Annotated in this window: 23 protein-coding genes and 1 pseudogene; 6 read left to right on the top strand and 18 right to left on the bottom strand. The window is 67.3% G+C overall.

Going from position 1 to position 17,445, the window contains the following annotated elements:
• Positions 1-8: 8 nt before the first annotated feature.
• A complete protein-coding gene (locus GKE62_RS18785) occupies positions 9-284 on the top strand; it encodes a hypothetical protein (protein ID WP_154691192.1) in 276 nt (91 codons plus the stop codon).
• The gene (locus tag GKE62_RS04510) at positions 266-1,609 is read left to right on the top strand and encodes a ComEC/Rec2 family competence protein (protein WP_154691191.1); all 1,344 of its coding nucleotides are present in this window, start codon (positions 266-268) and stop codon (positions 1,607-1,609) included. The genes GKE62_RS18785 and GKE62_RS04510 overlap by 19 nt, the downstream gene beginning before the upstream one ends.
• Here GKE62_RS04510 and lexA read toward each other — a convergent pair.
• The 8 genes from lexA to GKE62_RS04470 form a co-directional block, all read right to left on the bottom strand.
• Positions 1,603-2,292, bottom strand: coding sequence for a transcriptional repressor LexA (gene lexA / locus GKE62_RS04505; RefSeq protein ID WP_154691190.1), 690 nt, complete (start codon positions 2,290-2,292; stop codon positions 1,603-1,605). The two genes, GKE62_RS04510 and lexA, sit on opposite strands and share 7 nt — an antisense overlap.
• Before the next feature lie 78 nt (positions 2,293-2,370).
• Positions 2,371-3,582 (bottom strand): molybdopterin molybdotransferase MoeA, encoded by a 1,212-nt coding sequence (locus GKE62_RS04500; RefSeq protein ID WP_154691189.1) that lies wholly within the window; start codon positions 3,580-3,582, stop codon positions 2,371-2,373.
• Positions 3,579-4,052 (bottom strand): cyclic pyranopterin monophosphate synthase MoaC, encoded by a 474-nt coding sequence (gene moaC, locus GKE62_RS04495; RefSeq protein WP_154691188.1) that lies wholly within the window; start codon positions 4,050-4,052, stop codon positions 3,579-3,581. The genes GKE62_RS04500 and moaC overlap by 4 nt, the downstream gene beginning before the upstream one ends.
• Before the next feature lie 157 nt (positions 4,053-4,209).
• On the bottom strand, positions 4,210-4,995 hold the full coding sequence (gene trpC, locus GKE62_RS04490; RefSeq protein WP_154691187.1) for an indole-3-glycerol phosphate synthase TrpC: 786 nt from the start codon (positions 4,993-4,995) through the stop codon (positions 4,210-4,212).
• Positions 4,996-4,999: 4 nt separating this feature from the next.
• Positions 5,000-5,716, bottom strand: a complete 717-nt coding sequence (locus GKE62_RS04485; protein ID WP_154691186.1) for an NYN domain-containing protein — start codon at positions 5,714-5,716, stop codon at positions 5,000-5,002.
• A gap of 10 nt (positions 5,717-5,726) precedes the next feature.
• Positions 5,727-6,875: an alpha-hydroxy acid oxidase gene (locus GKE62_RS04480; RefSeq protein ID WP_154691185.1), complete on the bottom strand. Its 1,149-nt coding sequence runs from the start codon at positions 6,873-6,875 to the stop codon at positions 5,727-5,729.
• A gap of 46 nt (positions 6,876-6,921) precedes the next feature.
• Entirely contained in the window at positions 6,922-7,578 is a 657-nt protein-coding gene (locus tag GKE62_RS04475; RefSeq protein ID WP_230206910.1) for a hypothetical protein, read from the bottom strand.
• A gap of 90 nt (positions 7,579-7,668) precedes the next feature.
• Positions 7,669-8,523 (bottom strand): neutral zinc metallopeptidase, encoded by an 855-nt coding sequence (locus GKE62_RS04470; protein WP_154691184.1) that lies wholly within the window; start codon positions 8,521-8,523, stop codon positions 7,669-7,671.
• Between the two features lie 90 nt (positions 8,524-8,613).
• Here GKE62_RS04470 and GKE62_RS04465 point away from each other — a divergent pair, with 90 nt between their 5' ends.
• Positions 8,614-9,399, top strand: coding sequence for a 3-hydroxybutyrate dehydrogenase (locus tag GKE62_RS04465; RefSeq protein ID WP_154691183.1), 786 nt, complete (start codon positions 8,614-8,616; stop codon positions 9,397-9,399).
• 166 nt (positions 9,400-9,565) lie between these two features.
• Complete coding sequence (locus tag GKE62_RS04460) at positions 9,566-11,026, top strand: M28 family peptidase (protein WP_230206909.1); 1,461 nt, start codon at positions 9,566-9,568, stop codon at positions 11,024-11,026.
• Positions 11,027-11,030: 4 nt separating this feature from the next.
• Here GKE62_RS04460 and GKE62_RS18395 read toward each other — a convergent pair whose 3' ends face one another.
• From GKE62_RS18395 to GKE62_RS04445, 4 genes are all read right to left on the bottom strand, one after another.
• On the bottom strand, positions 11,031-11,288 hold the full coding sequence (locus GKE62_RS18395; RefSeq protein WP_195908727.1) for a hypothetical protein: 258 nt from the start codon (positions 11,286-11,288) through the stop codon (positions 11,031-11,033).
• An 85-nt stretch (positions 11,289-11,373) separates the two neighbouring features.
• The gene (gene rpsD / locus GKE62_RS04455) at positions 11,374-11,988 is read right to left on the bottom strand and encodes a 30S ribosomal protein S4 (protein WP_154691181.1); all 615 of its coding nucleotides are present in this window, start codon (positions 11,986-11,988) and stop codon (positions 11,374-11,376) included.
• A gap of 248 nt (positions 11,989-12,236) precedes the next feature.
• A complete protein-coding gene (locus tag GKE62_RS04450) occupies positions 12,237-12,500 on the bottom strand; it encodes a hypothetical protein (RefSeq protein WP_154691180.1) in 264 nt (87 codons plus the stop codon).
• Positions 12,501-12,638: 138 nt separating this feature from the next.
• Positions 12,639-13,031: a hypothetical protein gene (locus GKE62_RS04445; RefSeq protein WP_154691179.1), complete on the bottom strand. Its 393-nt coding sequence runs from the start codon at positions 13,029-13,031 to the stop codon at positions 12,639-12,641.
• Between the two features lie 10 nt (positions 13,032-13,041).
• Here GKE62_RS04445 and GKE62_RS04440 point away from each other — a divergent pair, with 10 nt between their 5' ends.
• A complete protein-coding gene (locus tag GKE62_RS04440) occupies positions 13,042-13,341 on the top strand; it encodes a chorismate mutase (RefSeq protein ID WP_154691178.1) in 300 nt (99 codons plus the stop codon).
• Here the strand turns inward: GKE62_RS04440 and GKE62_RS04435 are convergent.
• From GKE62_RS04435 to rpiB, 5 genes and pseudogenes are all read right to left on the bottom strand, one after another.
• Positions 13,338-14,066 carry an RNA methyltransferase gene (locus GKE62_RS04435; RefSeq protein ID WP_154691177.1) on the bottom strand — a complete coding sequence of 243 codons (729 nt, stop codon included), beginning with the start codon at positions 14,064-14,066 and terminating at the stop codon, positions 13,338-13,340. The genes GKE62_RS04440 and GKE62_RS04435 overlap by 4 nt on opposite strands.
• On the bottom strand, positions 14,050-14,511 hold the full coding sequence (gene nrdR / locus GKE62_RS04430; RefSeq protein ID WP_154691176.1) for a transcriptional regulator NrdR: 462 nt from the start codon (positions 14,509-14,511) through the stop codon (positions 14,050-14,052). The genes GKE62_RS04435 and nrdR overlap by 17 nt, the downstream gene beginning before the upstream one ends.
• Positions 14,508-14,729, bottom strand: a complete 222-nt coding sequence (locus GKE62_RS04425; RefSeq protein WP_154691175.1) for a hypothetical protein — start codon at positions 14,727-14,729, stop codon at positions 14,508-14,510. The genes nrdR and GKE62_RS04425 overlap by 4 nt, the downstream gene beginning before the upstream one ends.
• Before the next feature lie 2 nt (positions 14,730-14,731).
• Positions 14,732-16,040, bottom strand: a pseudogene (glyA, locus tag GKE62_RS04420) (serine hydroxymethyltransferase).
• A gap of 2 nt (positions 16,041-16,042) precedes the next feature.
• Positions 16,043-16,522: a ribose 5-phosphate isomerase B gene (gene rpiB / locus GKE62_RS04415; RefSeq protein ID WP_154691174.1), complete on the bottom strand. Its 480-nt coding sequence runs from the start codon at positions 16,520-16,522 to the stop codon at positions 16,043-16,045.
• Positions 16,523-16,611: 89 nt separating this feature from the next.
• Between rpiB and GKE62_RS04410 the strand changes: the two genes are divergently transcribed.
• Positions 16,612-17,205, top strand: coding sequence for a hypothetical protein (locus GKE62_RS04410; RefSeq protein WP_230206908.1), 594 nt, complete (start codon positions 16,612-16,614; stop codon positions 17,203-17,205).
• A gap of 25 nt (positions 17,206-17,230) precedes the next feature.
• Here the strand turns inward: GKE62_RS04410 and GKE62_RS04405 are convergent, their stop codons facing one another.
• Entirely contained in the window at positions 17,231-17,371 is a 141-nt protein-coding gene (locus GKE62_RS04405) for a hypothetical protein (RefSeq protein ID WP_154691172.1), read from the bottom strand.
• Between the last annotated feature and the right edge of the window lie 74 nt (positions 17,372-17,445).

Below are 17,445 nucleotides of genomic sequence, written 5' to 3'. Positions count from 1 at the left end.
CGAGGCTGATGCCGCCGGCCTCGCCAATGCTGCCCGGCGCCTATGATTTCGCCCGCGCTGCGTGGTTCATGGGGCTGTCGGCGACCGGAAGCGTGCTGGCCAAGCCCGAGGTATTGACGCCGATGCCGGGCGGGAGCTGGCTCGGCCGCGTTCAACGCAGCCTTTCGCGACATGTCCGCGAGCGGCTGGGCGGCACGCCCGGGCGATCGCCGCGGCCTTTGCCAGCGGCGAGCGTGGCGCGATCCTGGCCGCAGACAAAGATGCGATGCGCGATGCAGGGCTGACCCATCTCCTCCCGATCAGCGGATTGCATGTCAGCGCGGTGGTCGGTGCGGCTTATGTCCTGGCGATCCGCCTGCTCGCGCTGTGGCCGTGGCTGGCGTTGCGGGTGCGCCTGCCGCTCGCCGCCGCCGCGACCGGGGCGCTGGCCGGGGTCGCCTATGCTTTGCTGACGGGCGCGGAGGTGCCGACCATCCGCTCGTGCATCGGCGCGGTGCTGGTGCTGATCGCACTGGCGCTGGGGCGCGACCCGTTGAGCATGCGGATGATCGCGGTCGCCGCGTTCGTGGTCATCCTGTTCTGGCCCGAAGCCGTCGTCGGGCCCGGCTTCCAGATGAGCTTCGCCTCGGTCATCGCGATCGTCGCGCTGCATTCGGCCGCGCCGGTCCGGGCGTTCCTGGCGCCGCGCGATGAGGCGCGGCCGGTGCGGCTCGCGCGCCTGCTGGCGATGCTGCTGGTCACAGGAGGGGTGATCGAGCTGGCGCTGATGCCGATCGGTCTGTTTCACTTCCACCGCGCCGGGGTCTATGGCGCACTGGCCAACGTCGTCGCGATCCCGCTGACCACGTTCGTATCGATGCCGCTGATCGCGCCGGCGCTGGTCCTCGACGCTGTCATCCCTGGGGCCGGGCTGGGCGCGCCCGCGTGGTGGGCGGCGGGCAAGAGCCTCGAACTGCTGCTCGCCCTTGCGCACTGGACGGCGGCGCAGCCCGGCTCCGTGGCGCTGCTGCCGGGGATGGCGCGCACGACCTTCGCGCTGTTTGTGGCAGGCGGCCTGTGGCTCGCGTTGTGGAGCGGACGGGTGCGGCTTTTGGGGCTGGTTCCGGTGGTGCTGGGCTGCGCAATGCTCGCTCGTCTTCACACACCCGACCTGTTGATCTCGGGCGACGGCCGCCATGTCGCGATTCCTTCCCCCGACGGTCCGCTGCTCGTGCTGCGTGAGAGCAAGAGCGAGTTCGCCACCGACAATTTGCGCAAGAGCGCGGGGATCGACGGCGCGCGGATCCCGTTCGAACGCTGGCCCGGCGCTACATGCAGTGCAGACTTCTGCACGGTGGCTCTAGACCGCGCCGGGCGCGTCACCACGCTGCTGATCGGGCGCACGCGCGAACGGATCGACGAACGCGAACTCGCCGCCGCCTGCGAGCGCGCCGACATCGTGGTCAGCGAACGCTGGCTGCCCAGGAGCTGTCGCCCGCGCCAGCTGAAGGCCGATCGCGCGCTGCTGACGCGAACCGGCGGACTGGCGATCGATCTGGCGGATGGCCGGGTGCACACGGTGGCGGAGAGCCAGGGTGAGCACGGCTGGTGGCGGCCCCCGCCTCAGTGATATCGCCGCAGCAACCCCGCCAGCTTGCCCTGCACTTCGACCTCGCCCGGCTTGTAGATCTGCGGATCGTAGGCACCGTTCGCGGGATCGAGCCGGATCATGCCGGCTTCTCGCCGCAGGTATTTCAGCGTCGCTTCCTCGCCACGGATCAGCGCAACCACGATCTCGCCATCGCGCGCGGTGTTGGTGCGCCGCACGAGGGCGTAGTCGCCGTCGAGGATGCCTGCTTCGATCATCGAATCGCCCGACACTTCGAGCGCATAATGTTCGCCTGCGCCCAGCAGCGCGGCGGGGACGGGAAGGGTGGACTGGCCTTCGAACGCCTCGATCGGCATGCCCGCGGCGATCCGCCCGTGCAGCGGCAGCTCGATCACGTCGTTGGCCGGAGCGCCTCGCGTTACAGGCGCGCGTAGAGGGGCAAGCGCATCGTTCGCATTCGCCGGGCGCGGGGTTGCTTTGGTCACCGAACCTTCTGGGGTCTTGATCACTTCAAGCGCGCGCGCGCGATTGGGCAGGCGGCGGATGAAGCCGCGCTCCTCAAGCGCCGAGATCAGGCGATGGACGCCCGACTTGGACTTGAGCTCAAGCGCCTCCTTCATCTCCTCGAACGAGGGCGAGATTCCGCTGGCCTCGAGCCGGGCCTGGATGAAGGTGATCAGTTCGTGCTGCTTGCGCGTCAGCATCGCCCGGGCTCCTCGATTGCACTACGTCCGCCAAATCACGAACGAACAAGGAACAATTAAGCAACCGCTGCCGCCTCGTCAAGCAATACCGCCGTTTTCCAGCCAATAGATCGGCACGATGTCGCCAGCCGTGGCCGCAGGCGCGTCGATCGCCCGGCAAATCAAGGCGTTGGCGTGGGCCAGCGGGCGCAGGGCGCCGCTGTCCTGCTCGGTCCCGGCGGTAACTTCGCCGTCGGCCCAACGCGCGCGCAGGAACTCCATACGCTTGCCCCCTGGGGGCAGCGGCGCGGCAAGCCGTGCCGGAAAGCACCGCGGCAGCGGCTGGGCGGCGCCAAGCGCGGCGCGCAGCAGCGGCAGCATGAACAGAAATCCCGTGACGAAAGCCGAGGCCGGGTTCCCGGGTAGCCCCAGGACGATCTGGCTACCTCCGTCGTTGGGGCGCCGGGCGACGAGCAGCGGCTTGCCCGGCTTGATCTTCACCCGCCAGAAATCGATGCGCGCGCCGGCATGGGCGAGCGCGGGGCGGATCAGGTCATGGTCGCCTACCGAGGCGCCGCCGCTGGTGACCACGATATCGGCCGGGCGCGCAGTCTCGAAAGCTTCGGCAAGCGCCTCGAGCCTGTCGGGAATCGGACCCAAGCGGCGGATTTCGATCGGAAGCCCCGCCACGAGCGCGGCGAGCATCGGCGCGTTGCTGGCGGGCAGGTGATGCGGCAGGCCGGGGACGCCCGGCGGCACGAGTTCGTCGCCGCAGTCGATGACGATCAGCCGCGCCGGGCGACGAACCGCGAGATGCTGGTGCCCGGCGGCGATCGCGAGGGCCAGTTGGGCCGCGCCGATCCGTGTTCCCGCAGGAAGGAGCAGGTCGTTTGCGCCAAAGTCCAGCCCGGCGCGGCGGACATGCCGGCCGGGCCCAGCGGCCGCCTGGAGATGGCGCAGAGTCTCGCCCTCGCGCGTGCAATCCTCCTGCAGCAGCACGCGATCCGCGCCCTCGGGCACGATCGCCCCGGTCGAAATCCGCGCCACCTCGCCCGGTCTCAGAGGCCGATCGAGCGGACGTCCGGCGGCGCTTTCCCCGATCACCCGCCACGGCCCGGATTCCCCAGCGCGCACCGCGTAACCGTCCATCGCCGACATCGCCGCCGCGGGCTGGGTACGCAACGCGGTCAGCGGTTCGGCAAGATAGAAGCCAGCGCAGTCCTCGATCGAGCGGTGCTCGACAGAGAGCGCGGGCGCCAGGGCCAGGAGGCGCGCCTGGGCTTCGTCCAGCGACAGCGGCGGCGGCTTCATGCCGCGGGGGCGAACCAGTCGCCCGACTTGCCGCCGCGCTTTTCGATCAGGCGGATCGGGCCAATGACCATCGCCTTGTCGAGCGCCTTAGCCATGTCATAGATTGTCAGAAGTGCGACCGAAACTGCTGTCATCGCTTCCATTTCGATGCCCGTTCGACCTGTGAGAGAAGCGGTTGCCGTCGCTTCCACTCCGCCTTCCCCGAAGGCAAAGTCGACGGTTACCGCGTCGAGCCCGAGCGGATGGCACAGCGGGATCAGTTCGGCGGTCTTCTTGGCCGCCATGATCCCGGCGATCCGCGCCGCGGCGAGCACGTCGCCCTTGGGCGCGGCGCCGTCGCGGATTGCGGCGAGCGCCTGCGCCGACATCGCGATTTGTCCGCGCGCTGTCGCCGAACGCGCGGTTTCGGGCTTGGGGCCTACGTCGACCATTCGCGCGTTGCCCGATTCGTCGAGGTGGGTCAGCGCCATCGCGCGCGCTTTTCGCTGCCGGGCGTGGACCACTTGGACCACTGTCCTAAGGAAGAAAAAGTCGCTCCCGCACAGCGGGGATCTGGCGGACGGGAAGAGGGGTGGAAGGCGATCATCGCGAACCGCTATGGCACAAGGCCGACGCAGTAGGACAGCGCTAGTTGCCGAGCAGCGCGCGCGTCGCCTTCGCCACGTCCGGCTGGCGCATAAGGCTCTCGCCGACGAGGAAAGCGCGCACCCCGCTGCGCTCAAGGCGGAGCAAGTCGGCGTGCGAGGCGATCCCGCTCTCGCCGACCAGGAAGGCGCCCTCCGGCGCCAGCGGAGCGAGTTCTTCCGTCGCTGTAAGATCGGTGACGAAAGTCTTGAGATTGCGGTTGTTCACCCCGATCAAACGCGACTTCAGGCGGCTCGCCCGTTCCATCTCGGCCGCGTCGTGGACTTCGACCAGCACATCCATCCCGTGCTCGATCGCCGCGCACTCGATTTCGGCCATGGCTGCATCCTCGAGCGCGGCGACGATGATCAGGATCGCGTCGGCGCCGATCGCACGCGATTCGAGCACCTGCCAGGGATCGACCATGAAGTCCTTGCGCAAGACCGGGAGCGTGACGGCGTGCCGCGCGGCGATGAGGTAGTCCTCGTGACCCTGGAAGTAAGGTGCGTCGGTCAACACCGACAGGCACGCCGCCCCACCCCGGGCGTAGTCTCGGGCATGATCGGCGGGACGAAAATCCTCACGAATGGGACCCTTGGAGGGCGAAGCTTTCTTGATTTCCGCGATCAGCGCGAAGCCGTCGGCGCTTCTGCGTCGCAACGCCGCCTCGAACCCGCGCGGCCGTACCTGCGCCGCGGCCAGTTCGCGCAGCGCGGAGACAGGTTCGCGCAGCCTTCGCGCGGCCACTTCGGCGCGCTTGGTCGCGACGATTTCGGCGAGCTTGTCCATGCGCTCAGCGAAGCCGCTTCATAAACAGTTCCCCGTTGCGGCGCTCGGTCTGGAACTGGGCGAGCGACTGGACCAGATCGGACAGGCGTTGAAAGCCATAGCTGCGCGCGTCGAATGATGACCGAGCACTGGCCCGGCGGCCCACCTCGGAGATGCTGGCGAAACCGCTCTCGTCGCGCTTTGACGCCTTCAACGCATCGCCCAGCAGCTTGACCAGGTCGTCGCCGACCGGTGGTGCAACACCGGTCTTGTCATCGGGCTCGCTGGCGGTCTGCTCGGCCGCGTTCAGATCGATGAACCGGGTGCAGGCCTGGCGGAAACCTTCGGGCGTGCGGCTGGTCCCGAAGCCGTAAACCGGCAGCCCGTTTTGGCGGATGCGCATCGCGATCGGCATGAAGTCGCTGTCGCTCGACATGATCCCGAAGCCGTCGACCCGACCTGAGTAGAGCAGGTCCATCGCATCGATGGTCATCTTCATGTCGGTGGCGTTCTTGCCCTTGGTGATATCGAACTGCTGCTGCGGCTCGATCGCGTATTTCTGAATCAGCGCGACCCAGCTCTTGAGGCCTGGCTTGCTCCAGTTGCCGTAGGCGCGGCGGACGTTGACCGCGCCGAGTTCGGCGAGGATGGTCAGAGTCTGGTCGAGCCCGCCGGCCGAAGCGTTGTCCGCATCGATCAGCAGCGCGACGTTGCCGTTCTGCACTCTATCGCCGTCGGGCATCGCAAATCTCCTAGCGCCGCCGCAGCCGGTCGCGGGTCAGTCGGTCGACGCTGGTCACGCCCATCAGCCGCATGCCGCGCTCGATTTCGTCCTTGAGGATCGTCAGCGCGCGTTCGACTCCCGCCTGCCCCGCCGCGGCGAGCGCGTAGAGGTACAGCCGCCCGCCCGAGGCCGCGGTCGCCCCGTTCGCCAGCGCCTTGAGGACGTGCGTGCCACGGCGGACCCCGCCGTCGCAGATCACCTCGATCTCGCCGCCGACCGCGTCGACGATCTCGGCGAGCTGGTCGAACGGAGCACGGCTGCCGTCGAGCTGGCGCCCGCCGTGGTTGGAGATCATGATCGCGTCGGCCCCGATCTCGACCGCGCGGCGCGCGTCGGCGGCGCTCATCACGCCCTTGAGGCAGAACGTGCCGCCCCATTCCTCGCGGATCTTCGCCGCGGTGCGCCAGTCCATCGAAGTGTCCAGCATCGTATTGAAATAGCCCGCGATCGACACCGCCTCGCCGGTTCCTTCGAGCACGTGCGTATCGAGGTTGGGCAGCGCGAACTTCTCGCGCAGAAGGTAGTCGAGCCCCCAGCGCGGCTTCATCGCATAGCCGAGCAGGTTGCGCGCCGTGAACCGCGGCGGGGAAGTGAAGCCGCTGCGCGCGCAGCGCTCGCGCTTGCCCGAAACGATGGTGTCCACGGTCAGCGCGATGCAATCGAACTTCGCGGCCTGGCAGCGCTCAATCATCGATCGGTTGAGGCCCTGGTCCTTGTGGACATAAAGCTGGAACAGCTTGGGTCCGCTGGTCAGCGCGGCGATCTCTTCGATGCTCACCGTGGCGAGGCTGGAAATGCCGAACCATACCCCGAACTTCTCGGCCGCACGCGCCACCGCGCGCTCGCCCTGCCAATGGAACACCCGCTGCAAAGCGGTGGGCGAGAGCATCAGGGGCAGCGCGCTGCGCCGGCCCATGATCGTGCACGAGGTATCGAATTCCGCGACCCCGGCGAGAACGTCGGGGACCAGATCGACGTCGGCGAAGGCGGCAGTGTTGCGCGCCTTGGTCAACTCGTCGTCGGCGGCGCCGTCGATGTAGTCGAACACCGGCCACGGCAGCCGGCGCCGCGCCAGCTCGCGGAAATCGTCGATGTTATGGCAGTCGGCCACGCGCATGCTCGCCTGCTAGGCGAACGCGCGCCGCGGGGAAAGCTCCGGATTGCTAGCGGCGGGCGACGCTCACCGGCTGGACGACCGCCCGCGCTTGCATCGCGACTTCGACCGGAGCGCCCGCGGTTCGTTCGGCGGGGGCCGGCTTTGCGTTCCTGGCGGCACGCTCGGCCTGGCGCTTGGCAGTCAGCATGGCGACAACCTGCGGGGTGGCCGGGGCGGCGGGATAGGCGCAACCCTTTGACTGGCCCATCCCCTTGAGAAAGGCGCGGCGGACCGATCCGGCATAGAGCGCGCGGTCCCAGGCGCGCTGCTGGGCGTTGGCGCCGGAGACTTCCCTGATGACGCCGCGGAACGGGATGAAGCTGCCGATCAGCGACTTGGCGATCGTGCCCGCGCTGTTGCCGACGTTCTCCATGTCTGTCTTCTGGCCAGTCGCGACGTCGAAATCGTCGCCCAGCGCAACGTCTAGGTCCATGATCGCGGTTGTGTAGCCCGCGCAGGTCTTCAGGCCCGTGAGGCTGTAGGGATCGGCGAGCGCGGAGACGAGCGCTGGCGGAATCGCCCTTTTGCGGATATTCACGTCGGACAGCGGCGAAAGCATCACGTCGGTCGCGCGGACGTTGTCGGGATCGACCACGGTTTGCGCGCTGAGAGGCATGGCGGCGGAAAAGAAAGCAACGATGGCTAACGGCAGTGCGACCCGCATGGGCTATCCCCTTGTCAGGAAATGAAGCGTCGCACGACGGCGCCGTTTCGTCCTGCCTGGACTACGCGGTTTGCGGCGAGTCGTTCCGGCCTAGCGCTTGAATGCGGCGAATGTGTCGCACTGGTCTTCGTCGGCGGTGGAAATGCCCCTGCGCAGCCACTCCATCCGTTGCGCCGCCGACCCGTGGGTGAACGAGGCCTCGGCGACCTGACCCTTGGTCAGCACGTCGTCGCCGATCGAGTGCGCGGCGTTGAGGCCTTCTTCCAGATCGCCCTGGTCGATCCGGTCTTTGTTGCGTCCGGCCCAGACCCCCGCGTAGCAATCGGCCTGGAGTTCCATGGCCACCTGTAGCGGATTGGCCTGGCTCGGGTTCGACTGCTGTGCGCTTTGCACCTGATCCGCCACGCCCAGCAATTTCTGGATATGGTGGCCGTATTCGTGCGCGATCACGTAATTGCGGGCGAAATCACCACCCGCGCCGAGCCGCTGCTCAAGTTCCCTGTAGAAGTCGGTGTCGAGGTAGATGCTCTGATCCTGCGGGCAGTAGAACGGTCCCATCGCGCTTTGCGCGGTGCCGCAGCCCGATCGGCCCATTTGCGAATAGAACACCAGCCGCGGCGGGGTGAACGGGATCTTGGCTGCTTCGAACAGCGGTGCCCAGGTCTTGTTGAGCGAGCTTAAGGCGTTGCAGCTTTCGCGGCTGACCGCATCGACCGAGCAGCTTTCAGTGGCGTTGGTTCCGCCCTGGGTCTGCACCTGCCCGGCACCTGAATCCTGCGCCCCGCCGAGCATCTGCCCCGGATCGACCCCGAACACGAGCGCCGCGATCAGCGCTATCACGATGCTGCCGCAGCCTACTCGGCCGCCAGTACCGCCGAGCGAGAACCCGCTGCCGCGCTGGTCGCCGATGTTGACGCTGTTGGGATCGAAATCGTCGAGCCGCATCGCACGCTCCCCCCTTGTTGGCACTGGACAACCGTTGGCCGAGCCGCAAAGGCGGCCACCATTCGGGTAACAACACTGCGGGGCCGGTCAATGTTCCTCAAGGGCAAATGCGCGCTGGTCACGGGGTCCACCTCGGGGATCGGGCTGGCTTATGCCAAGGCGCTCGCTGCCGAGGGCGCGACCCTGGTGATCAACGGTTTCGGCGACGCCGATGCGATCGCCGCCGAAACCGCCGCGCTGAGCGCGACGAGCGGAGCGCCGGCCATCCACGTCGATGCCGACCTGACCCGCCGCTACGGGGTCGAGGCGTTGATGGCGGCGGCGGCGAAGGCATTCGGCGGGGTCGACATCCTGATCAGCAACGCCGGGATGCAGCATGTCGCGCCGGTCGAGGAGTTTCCGGTGGAAAAGTGGGACGCGATCATCGCGCTCAACCTGACTGCCGCGTTCGACGCCGCGCGGCTGGCGATCCCGCACATGAAGGCGAAGGGCTGGGGCCGGATCATTGCCACCGCCAGCGCGCATTCGCTGACCGCTTCGCCGTTCAAGGCCGCCTATGTCTCCGCCAAGCACGGTCTTGCCGGACTGACCAAGACGCTGGCGCTGGAAATGGCGACCAGCGGGATCACCGCCAATTGCATCAGCCCCGGCTATGTCTGGACGCCGCTGGTGGAAAACCAGATCCCCGATACGATGGCGGCGCGCGGGCTGAGCCGCGAACAGGTGCTCAACGACGTGATGCTGGTGCGCCAGCCCACGCGCCAGTTCGTTTTGCCCGAACAGGTCGCGGCGATGGCGCTGTTCCTGTGCCGCGACGATGCCGCGCAGATCACCGGCTCCAACATCAGCATGGATGGCGGCTGGACCGCTGAGTAGCGGTCCAATTCGCCGTCCGGCGGAAGTGCTTCGCCGCAAAGCGTTTTGTCAGGAACGAATACGCGGGCTGCGCTTTCGGCAAACATCGAGTTGTGCGATGAAGCGTAGCGCTTCGGCGACGAGTCGAGTGCGGGAGAGCTTCTTGTCACGTCGGTGCCTTGCGCTTTTGCTGGCTTCGCTAGCACTCGGACCGGCGCAGGCGGGTACGACCGACGCCGACCGTGGGCTGGAAGCCGCGCTGCGCAGACACATCGAAACGCTCGCCAGCGACGATTTCGGCGGACGTGAGCCGGGAACCGACGGCGAGAGCAAGACCCTGCGCTATCTGGCGCGCGAGTGGTTCACGATCGGGCTGGTATCGGGCACCAACGATCCCGGCAACGCCTGGTTCGCACCGGTCGAGCTGGTCGAACGCGCGCCCTCGCGCTCGATGGCGTCGTTCCAGCGCAACCGGCGGATGCTGGGACTACCGGCGACCGGAATCCTCGTGCTCACGTCGGGTCCGCGCCAACTGCTCGAAGACGCTCCGCTGGTGTTCATCGGGCGCGGTGACGGAGCCATGCCGCCGCGCGGCGAACTGGCCGGAAGGATCGTCGTGCTGCTCGATGCTCCGCCCGCCGGTATGGACGCCGATACTGCCGCGAGCCGCCAGGATCGCCTGATCGAAGCCGGGGCGGGGGCTGTGCTGACCGTGCTCGACGGCGAGCGCACGCTCGAGGCGGTGGCCGAACGGCGCACGCGGGCGGGCTATGCCCTGGCCGACGACCAGCTTGGCGGGGATCTCGAGGCGTTCGTTACCGCCGACTATGCGACCGGGCTGTTCGGCCCGGACTGGCCGGCATTGGTCAAGGCGGCGGACACCCCCGGCGTGCCGCCGCGACCACTGCCGCTGACCGGCACGCTCGAGGCCACGACCCGCGAGACTCGCATCAGCACGCACAATCTGGTCGGGCGGCTGCCGGGACGAAACCCGGAGCGCGGCGCGGTACTGCTGGTCGCGCATTGGGATCATTTCGGGACCTGCGCCGCGCCCCCCGCCGAAGATTTGATCTGCAACGGCGCGATCGACAACGCCAGTGGGCTGGCGGTGCTGACCGAAGTGGCGCGGGTCCTGGCCAAGGGCAGGCGGCTCGATCGCGACGTCTATTTCCTCGCCACCAGCGCCGAGGAACTCGGCTTGCTCGGCGCGCACGCCTTCGCTGAAAACCCACCGCTGCCCTTGGCGTCGATCGTAGCCGCGTTCAACATAGATAGCCCCGCGATCGGTCCTGCGGGACAGCCGCTGACCGTGATCGGCCATGGCCGCACCGAACTGGACGGCGACATTGCCAAGGTCGCCCGCTCGCTGAAGGTGAAGATCGAGACCAATCCGGTCGCCGACGGCTTCCTGCACCGGCAGGATGGCTGGGCGCTGCTGCAGCACGATATTCCCGCGGTGATGGTCAGCTCGAGCTATTCGGACCCCGCGCGCGTCGAGCGGTTTATGGACACAACCTACCACCGCCCCAGCGACCAGATCGGCGCGGGCTTCGAGCTAGGCGGCGCAGTAGAGGACGTTGCGGTCCAGGTTGCGCTGGTGCGGTGGTTCGCCAGTGTGAAGAACTATCCGCGCATCAAGCCGCGCTGAGCCGTCATTCGTCTTCGGCCGTTTCCAGCCGCACCCCGGGGTAAAGCACGAATTGGCCGGTTCGGCGTTCGAGGAACCCCGCCCCGATCGTCTCGGCGAGGCGCTGGGCGAGGTTGAGGTCGGAATACCATTTGCCGACGCGGTGCGGGGTCACGAAGCGAAAGCGTTTCATGGTCTGAAGCTTTTTCATGGCTCGCGAATAATGCCGCACCGCGCGCTCCGTTCCGGTGCGCCATGTCACTCGGGCGAAAATATTCTTCATTTCGGCGCAACCATATAAGCGCCTGAGCCCAAACGAAAAAGGCGGGGATCGCGCCCCGCCTTTCCGATTGGTTGAAATCCGCGGATTAGCGCGAGTAGAACTCGACCACCAGGTTCGGTTCCATCTTCACTGGGTAGGGCACCTCGTCCAGCGTGGGTACGCGCACGAAAGTCGCCTTGTCGGTACCGTCGGGGGCGACGTATTCGGGAATGTCGCGCTCGGGCAGGGTCTGCGCCTCGACGATCAGCGCCATCTCCTTGGCCTTCGCGCCCAGGCTGATGACGTCGCCCGGCGAAACCCTGCGGCTGGCGATGTTGCACTTCACGCCGTTGACCAGGATGTGGCCATGGCTGACGATCTGGCGCGCGGAAAAGATCGTCGGCGCGAACTTGGCGCGATAGACGATCATGTCCAGCCGGCGCTCGAGCAGGCCGATCAGGTTCTGCCCGGTATCGCCCTTGATCCGCGCGGCCTCCTGATAGGTGCGCTTGAACTGCTTTTCGGTGACGTCGCCGTAATAGCCCTTGAGCTTCTGCTTGGCGCGCAACTGGATGCCGAAATCCGACACCTTGCTCTTGCGGCGCTGGCCGTGCTGGCCGGGACCATAGCTGCGGCGGTTTACCGAACTCTTGGGACGACCCCAGATGTTTTCGCCCATGCGGCGATCGAGTTTGTACTTCGACGAATTGCGCTTCGACATGCGCGTCTCACTCCATTTGCTGCCGCGCGGACAAACGCCCGCTGGCTGTTGCACGAACAGAAGGCTCATGCTTCACCCGGAACCGCACCGTCACGCCATACAGACAGACGCGGCCACCGCTTCACCGGGGTGCGGGGCCAATTGCGAAGGCGGGCGCGTAGACGGGCGGTGGGAAAAGGTCAACCCGGCCTTCTCGGGCTTGCTGCCGGTTGCCGCGCAGCGCCAGGTCTTGCCGAGGTCCGTCCTGCTCAATTGCTCCCGTGCGTGGTTTCCTTGTCCTGTTGCATTCTGCGGGCAAGGTCTCGGGCCTGGAATTCGCTTTCATGCCATTGTTTCTTGGTCATGCAGACTCTGGAGCCGGGCAGGCGCGAAGCTGCCGCTTTAATCTTCTTGCAAACCAGCTTTTCTTCCGCAGGGGCGGGGGCGGCGGTCGGAACTGGCGATTGCGCGACGAGGGCGCTAGCCAGCACGATGCCGGGTGCCGCTAGAAGCCAGACATGCAGCGAAGCCATAAATCCCCTCGTCAAACGGCCGACCGCGACTCCGCCTCGCCGTGCGCGAGGGTGCTCCTACCGTTGCGGTTTGTCGAATTCAAAGCTGCCCGTTCGCTCGACTTTGCCAACGGCACTGCGGCGGTCCCCAGGCGGAGATCAGTTGCTGGGCGGGAGATTGGGGATGTTGCTGCGCTCTCGAATCTTGCGCGCCAAGTCTCGCGCGTCGAGTTCGCTCGCCTTCCAGGCCCGAAGCGGCATGCATATCTTCGGCGCGGTCGTGCGCCACGAAGTCGCTTGCTCGCGGCGGCAAACGATTCGTTCATCCGCATCGGCCCCCTTTGGAGTCGGCTTGGGCACCGGCGTCTCGGCGCGTACAACCCCCGACGTTGCCAAGATCGACAATGCGATCGGAAATGCCAACGTATTCAACTGCATTGCGAACCCTCCTGCAAGGTGCGAGTAGAACGCCATTGTTTTTCCAATGCAAGACTTTGTGGACGACACTGCGGCGATGGAAGCTGGCTCGACTTTGCGGACGGCGCCGGGCATGGCGCGGACCATGCCGATCGAACCGGATTCCTGCGAAACGATGCGCGACGTTCGCCACGGCGTGGATGCGCTCGACCGCGAGTTGGTGCGACTGCTTGCCCGCCGCTTCGCTTACATGCGGGCTGCGGCGCGGATCAAACCCGACCGCTCACTGGTCCGCGATGACATCCGCAAGGTAGCGGTCATTGCCGCCGCGAGCGCCGAGGCGGATCGGCTCGGTGCTCCGGTCGAGCGGATTGCGCGGTTGTGGGAGAATTTGGTCGAAAGTTCGATTGCCTACGAGTTCGAACAGTTCGACGACTTGCGTTAGTCGGCGCGGGGGCGGCGGTTGAGGTGCGTTAGGACCCCGCGGAAAGTCCGCAGCTCGAGATGATTCCAGGCGGGTTTGGTCAACAGTCCGCGTAAGTTGCGACGGGTCGCGGCCGAGCGTCCCTCAGGATGGAAATAGCCGCGCGCGTCCAGCATCTCATCGAGCTGTGCGATCATACCTTCCAGTTCCCGCTGTGGGGCGGGAGGCAGCAGATCTTCGATCGTGGGCTGGGCCAGGTCGTTGAACTTCGACCACTCGTAGGCGCACAGGATCACCGCTTGGGCCAGGTTGAGCGAGCCGAATTCCGGATTGACCGGGACGGTCACAATCGCCCGCGCCAGCGCGACGTCGTCGGTTTCGAGCCCCGACCGTTCGGGTCCGAACACCAGCGCCGAACGTCCCGGCTCGCGGTGAATCGCGTCTGCGGCCTGTTCGGGGGTTAACACCGCCTTGGTCACCCCGCGCTTGCGTACGGTGGTGGCGTAGACTTGCGCACAATCTGCGACCGCGTCGGCCAGCGTGCGATGGACGGTGGCCCGTGCCAGCACCTCGTCCGCGCCCGCCGCGGCCGGTCCGGCGGATGGATTCGGCCAACCGTCCCGTGGTTCGACCAAGCGCAGCTCAGTGAGCCCGAAATTGAGCATCGCCCTCGCCGCCTTGCCGATGTTCTCGCCCAGCTGCGGGCGGACGAGGACGATGAGGGGAGGCTTAGCCCTGACCGACATCCCGCACCGTCCCGGCAAACTCTTCGAAATCCCGCGCTTCGCTAAAATCCCGATAGACGCTCGCGAACCGGATATACGCCACCGAATCCAGCAGGCGCAGCCCTTCCATAACCATCTCGCCGATCGCCTTGGCGGAGGTTTCGGTCTCCCCCAGCGTTTCGATCTGCCTTTGAATTCCCGAGACGAGCTGGTCGAGGCGTTCCTGGGCGATGCCGCGCTTGCGGCATGCCAGCGCGACCGACTGTTCGAGCTTGGCGCGGTCGAACGGCTCGCGCGCGTCGCCCCTCTTGACCACGACGATCTCGCGCAGCTGGATACGCTCGAAAGTGGTGAACCGCGCCCCGCAGCTCTCACACTGGCGACGGCGCCGAATCGCGGTGTTGTCTTCGGTGGGGCGGGAGTCTTTTACCTGGCTGTCATCGTGCGCGCAGAACGGGCACCTCAAGGACGCAGCCGCTTGTAGAGCATGAACGCCGCGCCGCCCAGCAGGCCAACGGGCACGCTGAGCACCGGCAGCACCAGCCCCGCCACCGCGCCGACCCCGGCGCCGATCAGCACCGGCTTGGTCGAGGGGTGGTGCAGGCCTTCCTTGGCCATGCCCTTGATCTCCGCGCCGGCCTCGCTGAGCAGGTCGCCGTTCGGTTTGGGATCGAAATCGCTCATCTTCACATCTCCGGATAGATCGGGAAGGCCGCGCACAGCTCTTCGACGCGGGCGCGGACGCGGGCTTCCACCTGGCCGTCGCCTTCATCGCCGTTGCGCGCGAGGCCGTCCACCACTTCCGCGATCAGCGCGCCGATCCGAGCGAACTCGTCCTCGCGGAAGCCGCGGGTGGTCCCCGCCGGGGTGCCCAGGCGCACGCCCGAGGTCACGAACGGCGAGCGGCTGTCGAACGGGATGCCGTTCTTGTTGCAGGTGAGGAACGCGCGGTCGAGCCCCTTCTCGGCGGCCTTGCCGGTCACGCCCTTGGCGGTGAGGTCGACCAGCATCAGGTGGTTGTCGGTCCCGCCCGAAACCACCCGCAGGCCGTGCTGCTCGACGCTCGCGGCCAGCGCGCGGGCGTTGGCGACGACCTGGCGGGCATAGGCCTTGAACTCGGGCTTCAGCGCCTCGCCGAACGCGACCGCCTTGCCCGCGATCACGTGCATAAGCGGCCCGCCCTGCATGCCCGGGAACACCGCGCTGTTGATCTTCTTGGCGATGGTTTCGTCGTCGGTCAGGATCACGCCCGAGCGGGGCCCGCGCAGCGACTTGTGGGTGGTGGTGGTCACGACATGCGCGTGGGGGAAGGGCGAGGGGTGCGCGCCGCCCGCGACCAGCCCGGAGAAATGCGACATGTCGACCATCAGCACCGCACCGACCGCATCCGCGATCCGGCGGAATTCGGCGAAGTCCCAGGTCCGCGAATAGGCGGTGCCCCCGGCGATGATCAGCTTGGGCTTGTGCTCGTGCGCCAGCCGCTCGACCTGCTCCATGTCGAGCAGCTCGTCGTCGCGGCGCACGCCATAGGGGGATCGGCTTGAACCACTTGCCGCTCATGTTGACGGGCGAGCCGTGGGTCAGGTGCCCGCCCGAGTTGAGGTCGAGCCCCATGAAGGCGTCGCCGGGGTTCAGCAGCGCGAGGAACACCGCCTGGTTCATCTGGCTGCCGCTGTTGGGCTGGACGTTGGCGAAGGCGCAGCCGAACAGCTCCTTGGCCCGCTCGATCGCCAGGTTCTCGACCACGTCGGCGTATTCGCAGCCGCCGTAATAGCGCTTGCCCGGATAGCCTTCGGCATACTTGTTGGTCAGCACCGATCCCGTCGCCTCGAGCACCGCCAGGCTGGTGATGTTCTCGGACGCGATCAGCTCGATCTTGGTCTGCTGGCGGTGCAGCTCGCCGCGGATCGCGGCGGCGACCGCGGGATCGGCGCTGGCGAGGTGCTCGGTGAAGAAGCCGGCGCTGCGAATCGGCGCGTCGATCTCGGCGGTCATGGTCATGCAGGCACTCCGGCGGAAGTCGGTTCGGACTGGGCGGCGGGCAGCGGCGGATGGGAAAGCTTGTCGACCCGCCCGCCGTGGCGGCCGCCCAGGAATTCGGTGGTCAGGAACGCCGCGATGCAGGCCTTGGCCATCTCGATCCCGGTCAGCCGCGCGCCCAGCGCGATCACGTTGGCGTCGTTGTGCGATCGGGCGAGGGTGGCCGAAAGCGGCTCCGACACCAGCGCGCAGCGCACCGCGGGGTTGCGGTTGGCGGCGATCGAAATCCCGATCCCGCTGCCGCACAGCGCCACGCCCAACGCGGCCTCGCCGCGGGCGACCGCATCGGCCAGGATATAGCCGTAATCGGGGTAATCGACGCTGGCCTCGCCGTGCGTGCCCAGATCGCTCACCTCATGCCCCTCGTCGCGCAGCCACGCGGCAAGCTCGGCCTTCAGCGCGAAGGCGGCATGGTCGGAAGCAATGGCAAGCTTCATCCCGCGCCCATAGTCCCCCAGCGCCCGGGATGCCAGTCCCGGCGCAGGAGATTTCCCACGGATTGGGCAGGGATTGTCCAGATCCGCTCATGCCGTGCGAAACCTGGCCCGGCCCGCTCATGTCGAGGGCAGTCGAGACATCGCGCGCAACGCCGCAACCTGGCGGGCGATCCCTCGACTTCGCTCTGGATGAGCGGGGGATCGCGGTCGATCCGCCCAGCGGCGACGGCACCTGCGGGATCGTCGCCTGCGTGCGCGATGCCGACGGGATCGCCCACGTCCTGGCCGACCACAGCGTCGCCGCGCGCTCGCCCGAGGGCTGGGCGGGGGCGGCGGCGGCGGCCGCGGCGGCGCACGGCACCGGCGAGATCGTCGCCGAGGCCAACCAGGGCGGCAAGATGGTCAAGGCCGTGCTCCACACCGCGGACCCTGCGCTGCGGGTCCTGCTGGTGAACGCCCGCGTCGGCAAATCGCTGCGCGCCGAGTCGGTCGCGCACCTTCTCGAGGCGGGCAAGGTGCGCCTGCACGGGCGCTTCGCCGCGCTGGAGGCAGAGCTGCTCGGAATGATCGCGGGCGGCGGCTACGAAGGCCCGGGGAACAGCCCCGATCGCGCCGATGCGATGCTCTGGGGGATCAACGAGGTGATCCGCGAACAGCATCGGCCTCGGCTGTGGGTGATGTGAGGGGGGCCTGGGCGGGCGTTGACCGTCAGGCCTGCTCGGGCGGCTCGCTTTGCGACAGGAGCAGCGACTTGGTCTCCTCGACCAGTTGTTTGACGGTCTCGAGGCCTTCGCGCAGCTTGGTCTGGGTCTGCTCGACGTCGATCTCGTCTTCAAGCTCATCGGGCACTGCTCGTGTCCTTAGCTGGGGCTGGGTGGCCGGTTCTGTCCCAAGGAATTTTTCCCTCCAATAGTGGTGGCCGC

The sequence above is a fragment of the Novosphingobium sp. Gsoil 351 genome (genome assembly GCF_009707465.1).
Lineage (GTDB): Bacteria > Pseudomonadota > Alphaproteobacteria > Sphingomonadales > Sphingomonadaceae > Novosphingobium.
This window is presented reverse-complemented; position numbering and strand designations above follow the sequence as displayed.

Excerpts from the sequence above, each read along its gene's own strand:
- trpC (WP_154691187.1), bottom strand. The coding sequence starts at position 4,995 with ATGGACAAGCTCGCCGAAATCGTCGCGACCAAGCGCGCCGAAGTGGCC.
- GKE62_RS04440 (WP_154691178.1), top strand. The coding sequence starts at position 13,042 with ATGCCGATCGAACCGGATTCCTGCGAAACGATGCGCGACGTTCGCCAC.
- GKE62_RS18785 (WP_154691192.1), top strand. The coding sequence starts at position 9 with ATGCCGCCGGCCTCGCCAATGCTGCCCGGCGCCTATGATTTCGCCCGC.
- GKE62_RS04425 (WP_154691175.1), bottom strand. The coding sequence starts at position 14,729 with ATGAGCGATTTCGATCCCAAACCGAACGGCGACCTGCTCAGCGAGGCC.
- GKE62_RS04500 (WP_154691189.1), bottom strand. The coding sequence starts at position 3,582 with ATGAAGCCGCCGCCGCTGTCGCTGGACGAAGCCCAGGCGCGCCTCCTG.
- moaC (WP_154691188.1), bottom strand. The coding sequence starts at position 4,052 with ATGGCGCTGACCCACCTCGACGAATCGGGCAACGCGCGAATGGTCGAC.
- rpiB (WP_154691174.1), bottom strand. The coding sequence starts at position 16,522 with ATGAAGCTTGCCATTGCTTCCGACCATGCCGCCTTCGCGCTGAAGGCC.
- GKE62_RS04450 (WP_154691180.1), bottom strand. The coding sequence starts at position 12,500 with ATGGCTTCGCTGCATGTCTGGCTTCTAGCGGCACCCGGCATCGTGCTG.
- GKE62_RS04410 (WP_230206908.1), top strand. The coding sequence starts at position 16,612 with ATGCCGTGCGAAACCTGGCCCGGCCCGCTCATGTCGAGGGCAGTCGAG.
- GKE62_RS04470 (WP_154691184.1), bottom strand. The coding sequence starts at position 8,523 with ATGCGGCTCGACGATTTCGATCCCAACAGCGTCAACATCGGCGACCAG.
- GKE62_RS04465 (WP_154691183.1), top strand. The coding sequence starts at position 8,614 with ATGTTCCTCAAGGGCAAATGCGCGCTGGTCACGGGGTCCACCTCGGGG.
- rpsD (WP_154691181.1), bottom strand. The coding sequence starts at position 11,988 with ATGTCGAAGCGCAATTCGTCGAAGTACAAACTCGATCGCCGCATGGGC.
- GKE62_RS04510 (WP_154691191.1), top strand. The coding sequence starts at position 266 with ATGCGCGATGCAGGGCTGACCCATCTCCTCCCGATCAGCGGATTGCAT.
- GKE62_RS04475 (WP_230206910.1), bottom strand. The coding sequence starts at position 7,578 with ATGCGGGTCGCACTGCCGTTAGCCATCGTTGCTTTCTTTTCCGCCGCC.
- GKE62_RS04435 (WP_154691177.1), bottom strand. The coding sequence starts at position 14,066 with ATGTCGGTCAGGGCTAAGCCTCCCCTCATCGTCCTCGTCCGCCCGCAG.
- GKE62_RS04480 (WP_154691185.1), bottom strand. The coding sequence starts at position 6,875 with ATGCGCGTGGCCGACTGCCATAACATCGACGATTTCCGCGAGCTGGCG.
- lexA (WP_154691190.1), bottom strand. The coding sequence starts at position 2,292 with ATGCTGACGCGCAAGCAGCACGAACTGATCACCTTCATCCAGGCCCGG.
- GKE62_RS04485 (WP_154691186.1), bottom strand. The coding sequence starts at position 5,716 with ATGCCCGACGGCGATAGAGTGCAGAACGGCAACGTCGCGCTGCTGATC.
- GKE62_RS18395 (WP_195908727.1), bottom strand. The coding sequence starts at position 11,288 with ATGAAGAATATTTTCGCCCGAGTGACATGGCGCACCGGAACGGAGCGC.
- GKE62_RS04445 (WP_154691179.1), bottom strand. The coding sequence starts at position 13,031 with ATGCCCGGCGCCGTCCGCAAAGTCGAGCCAGCTTCCATCGCCGCAGTG.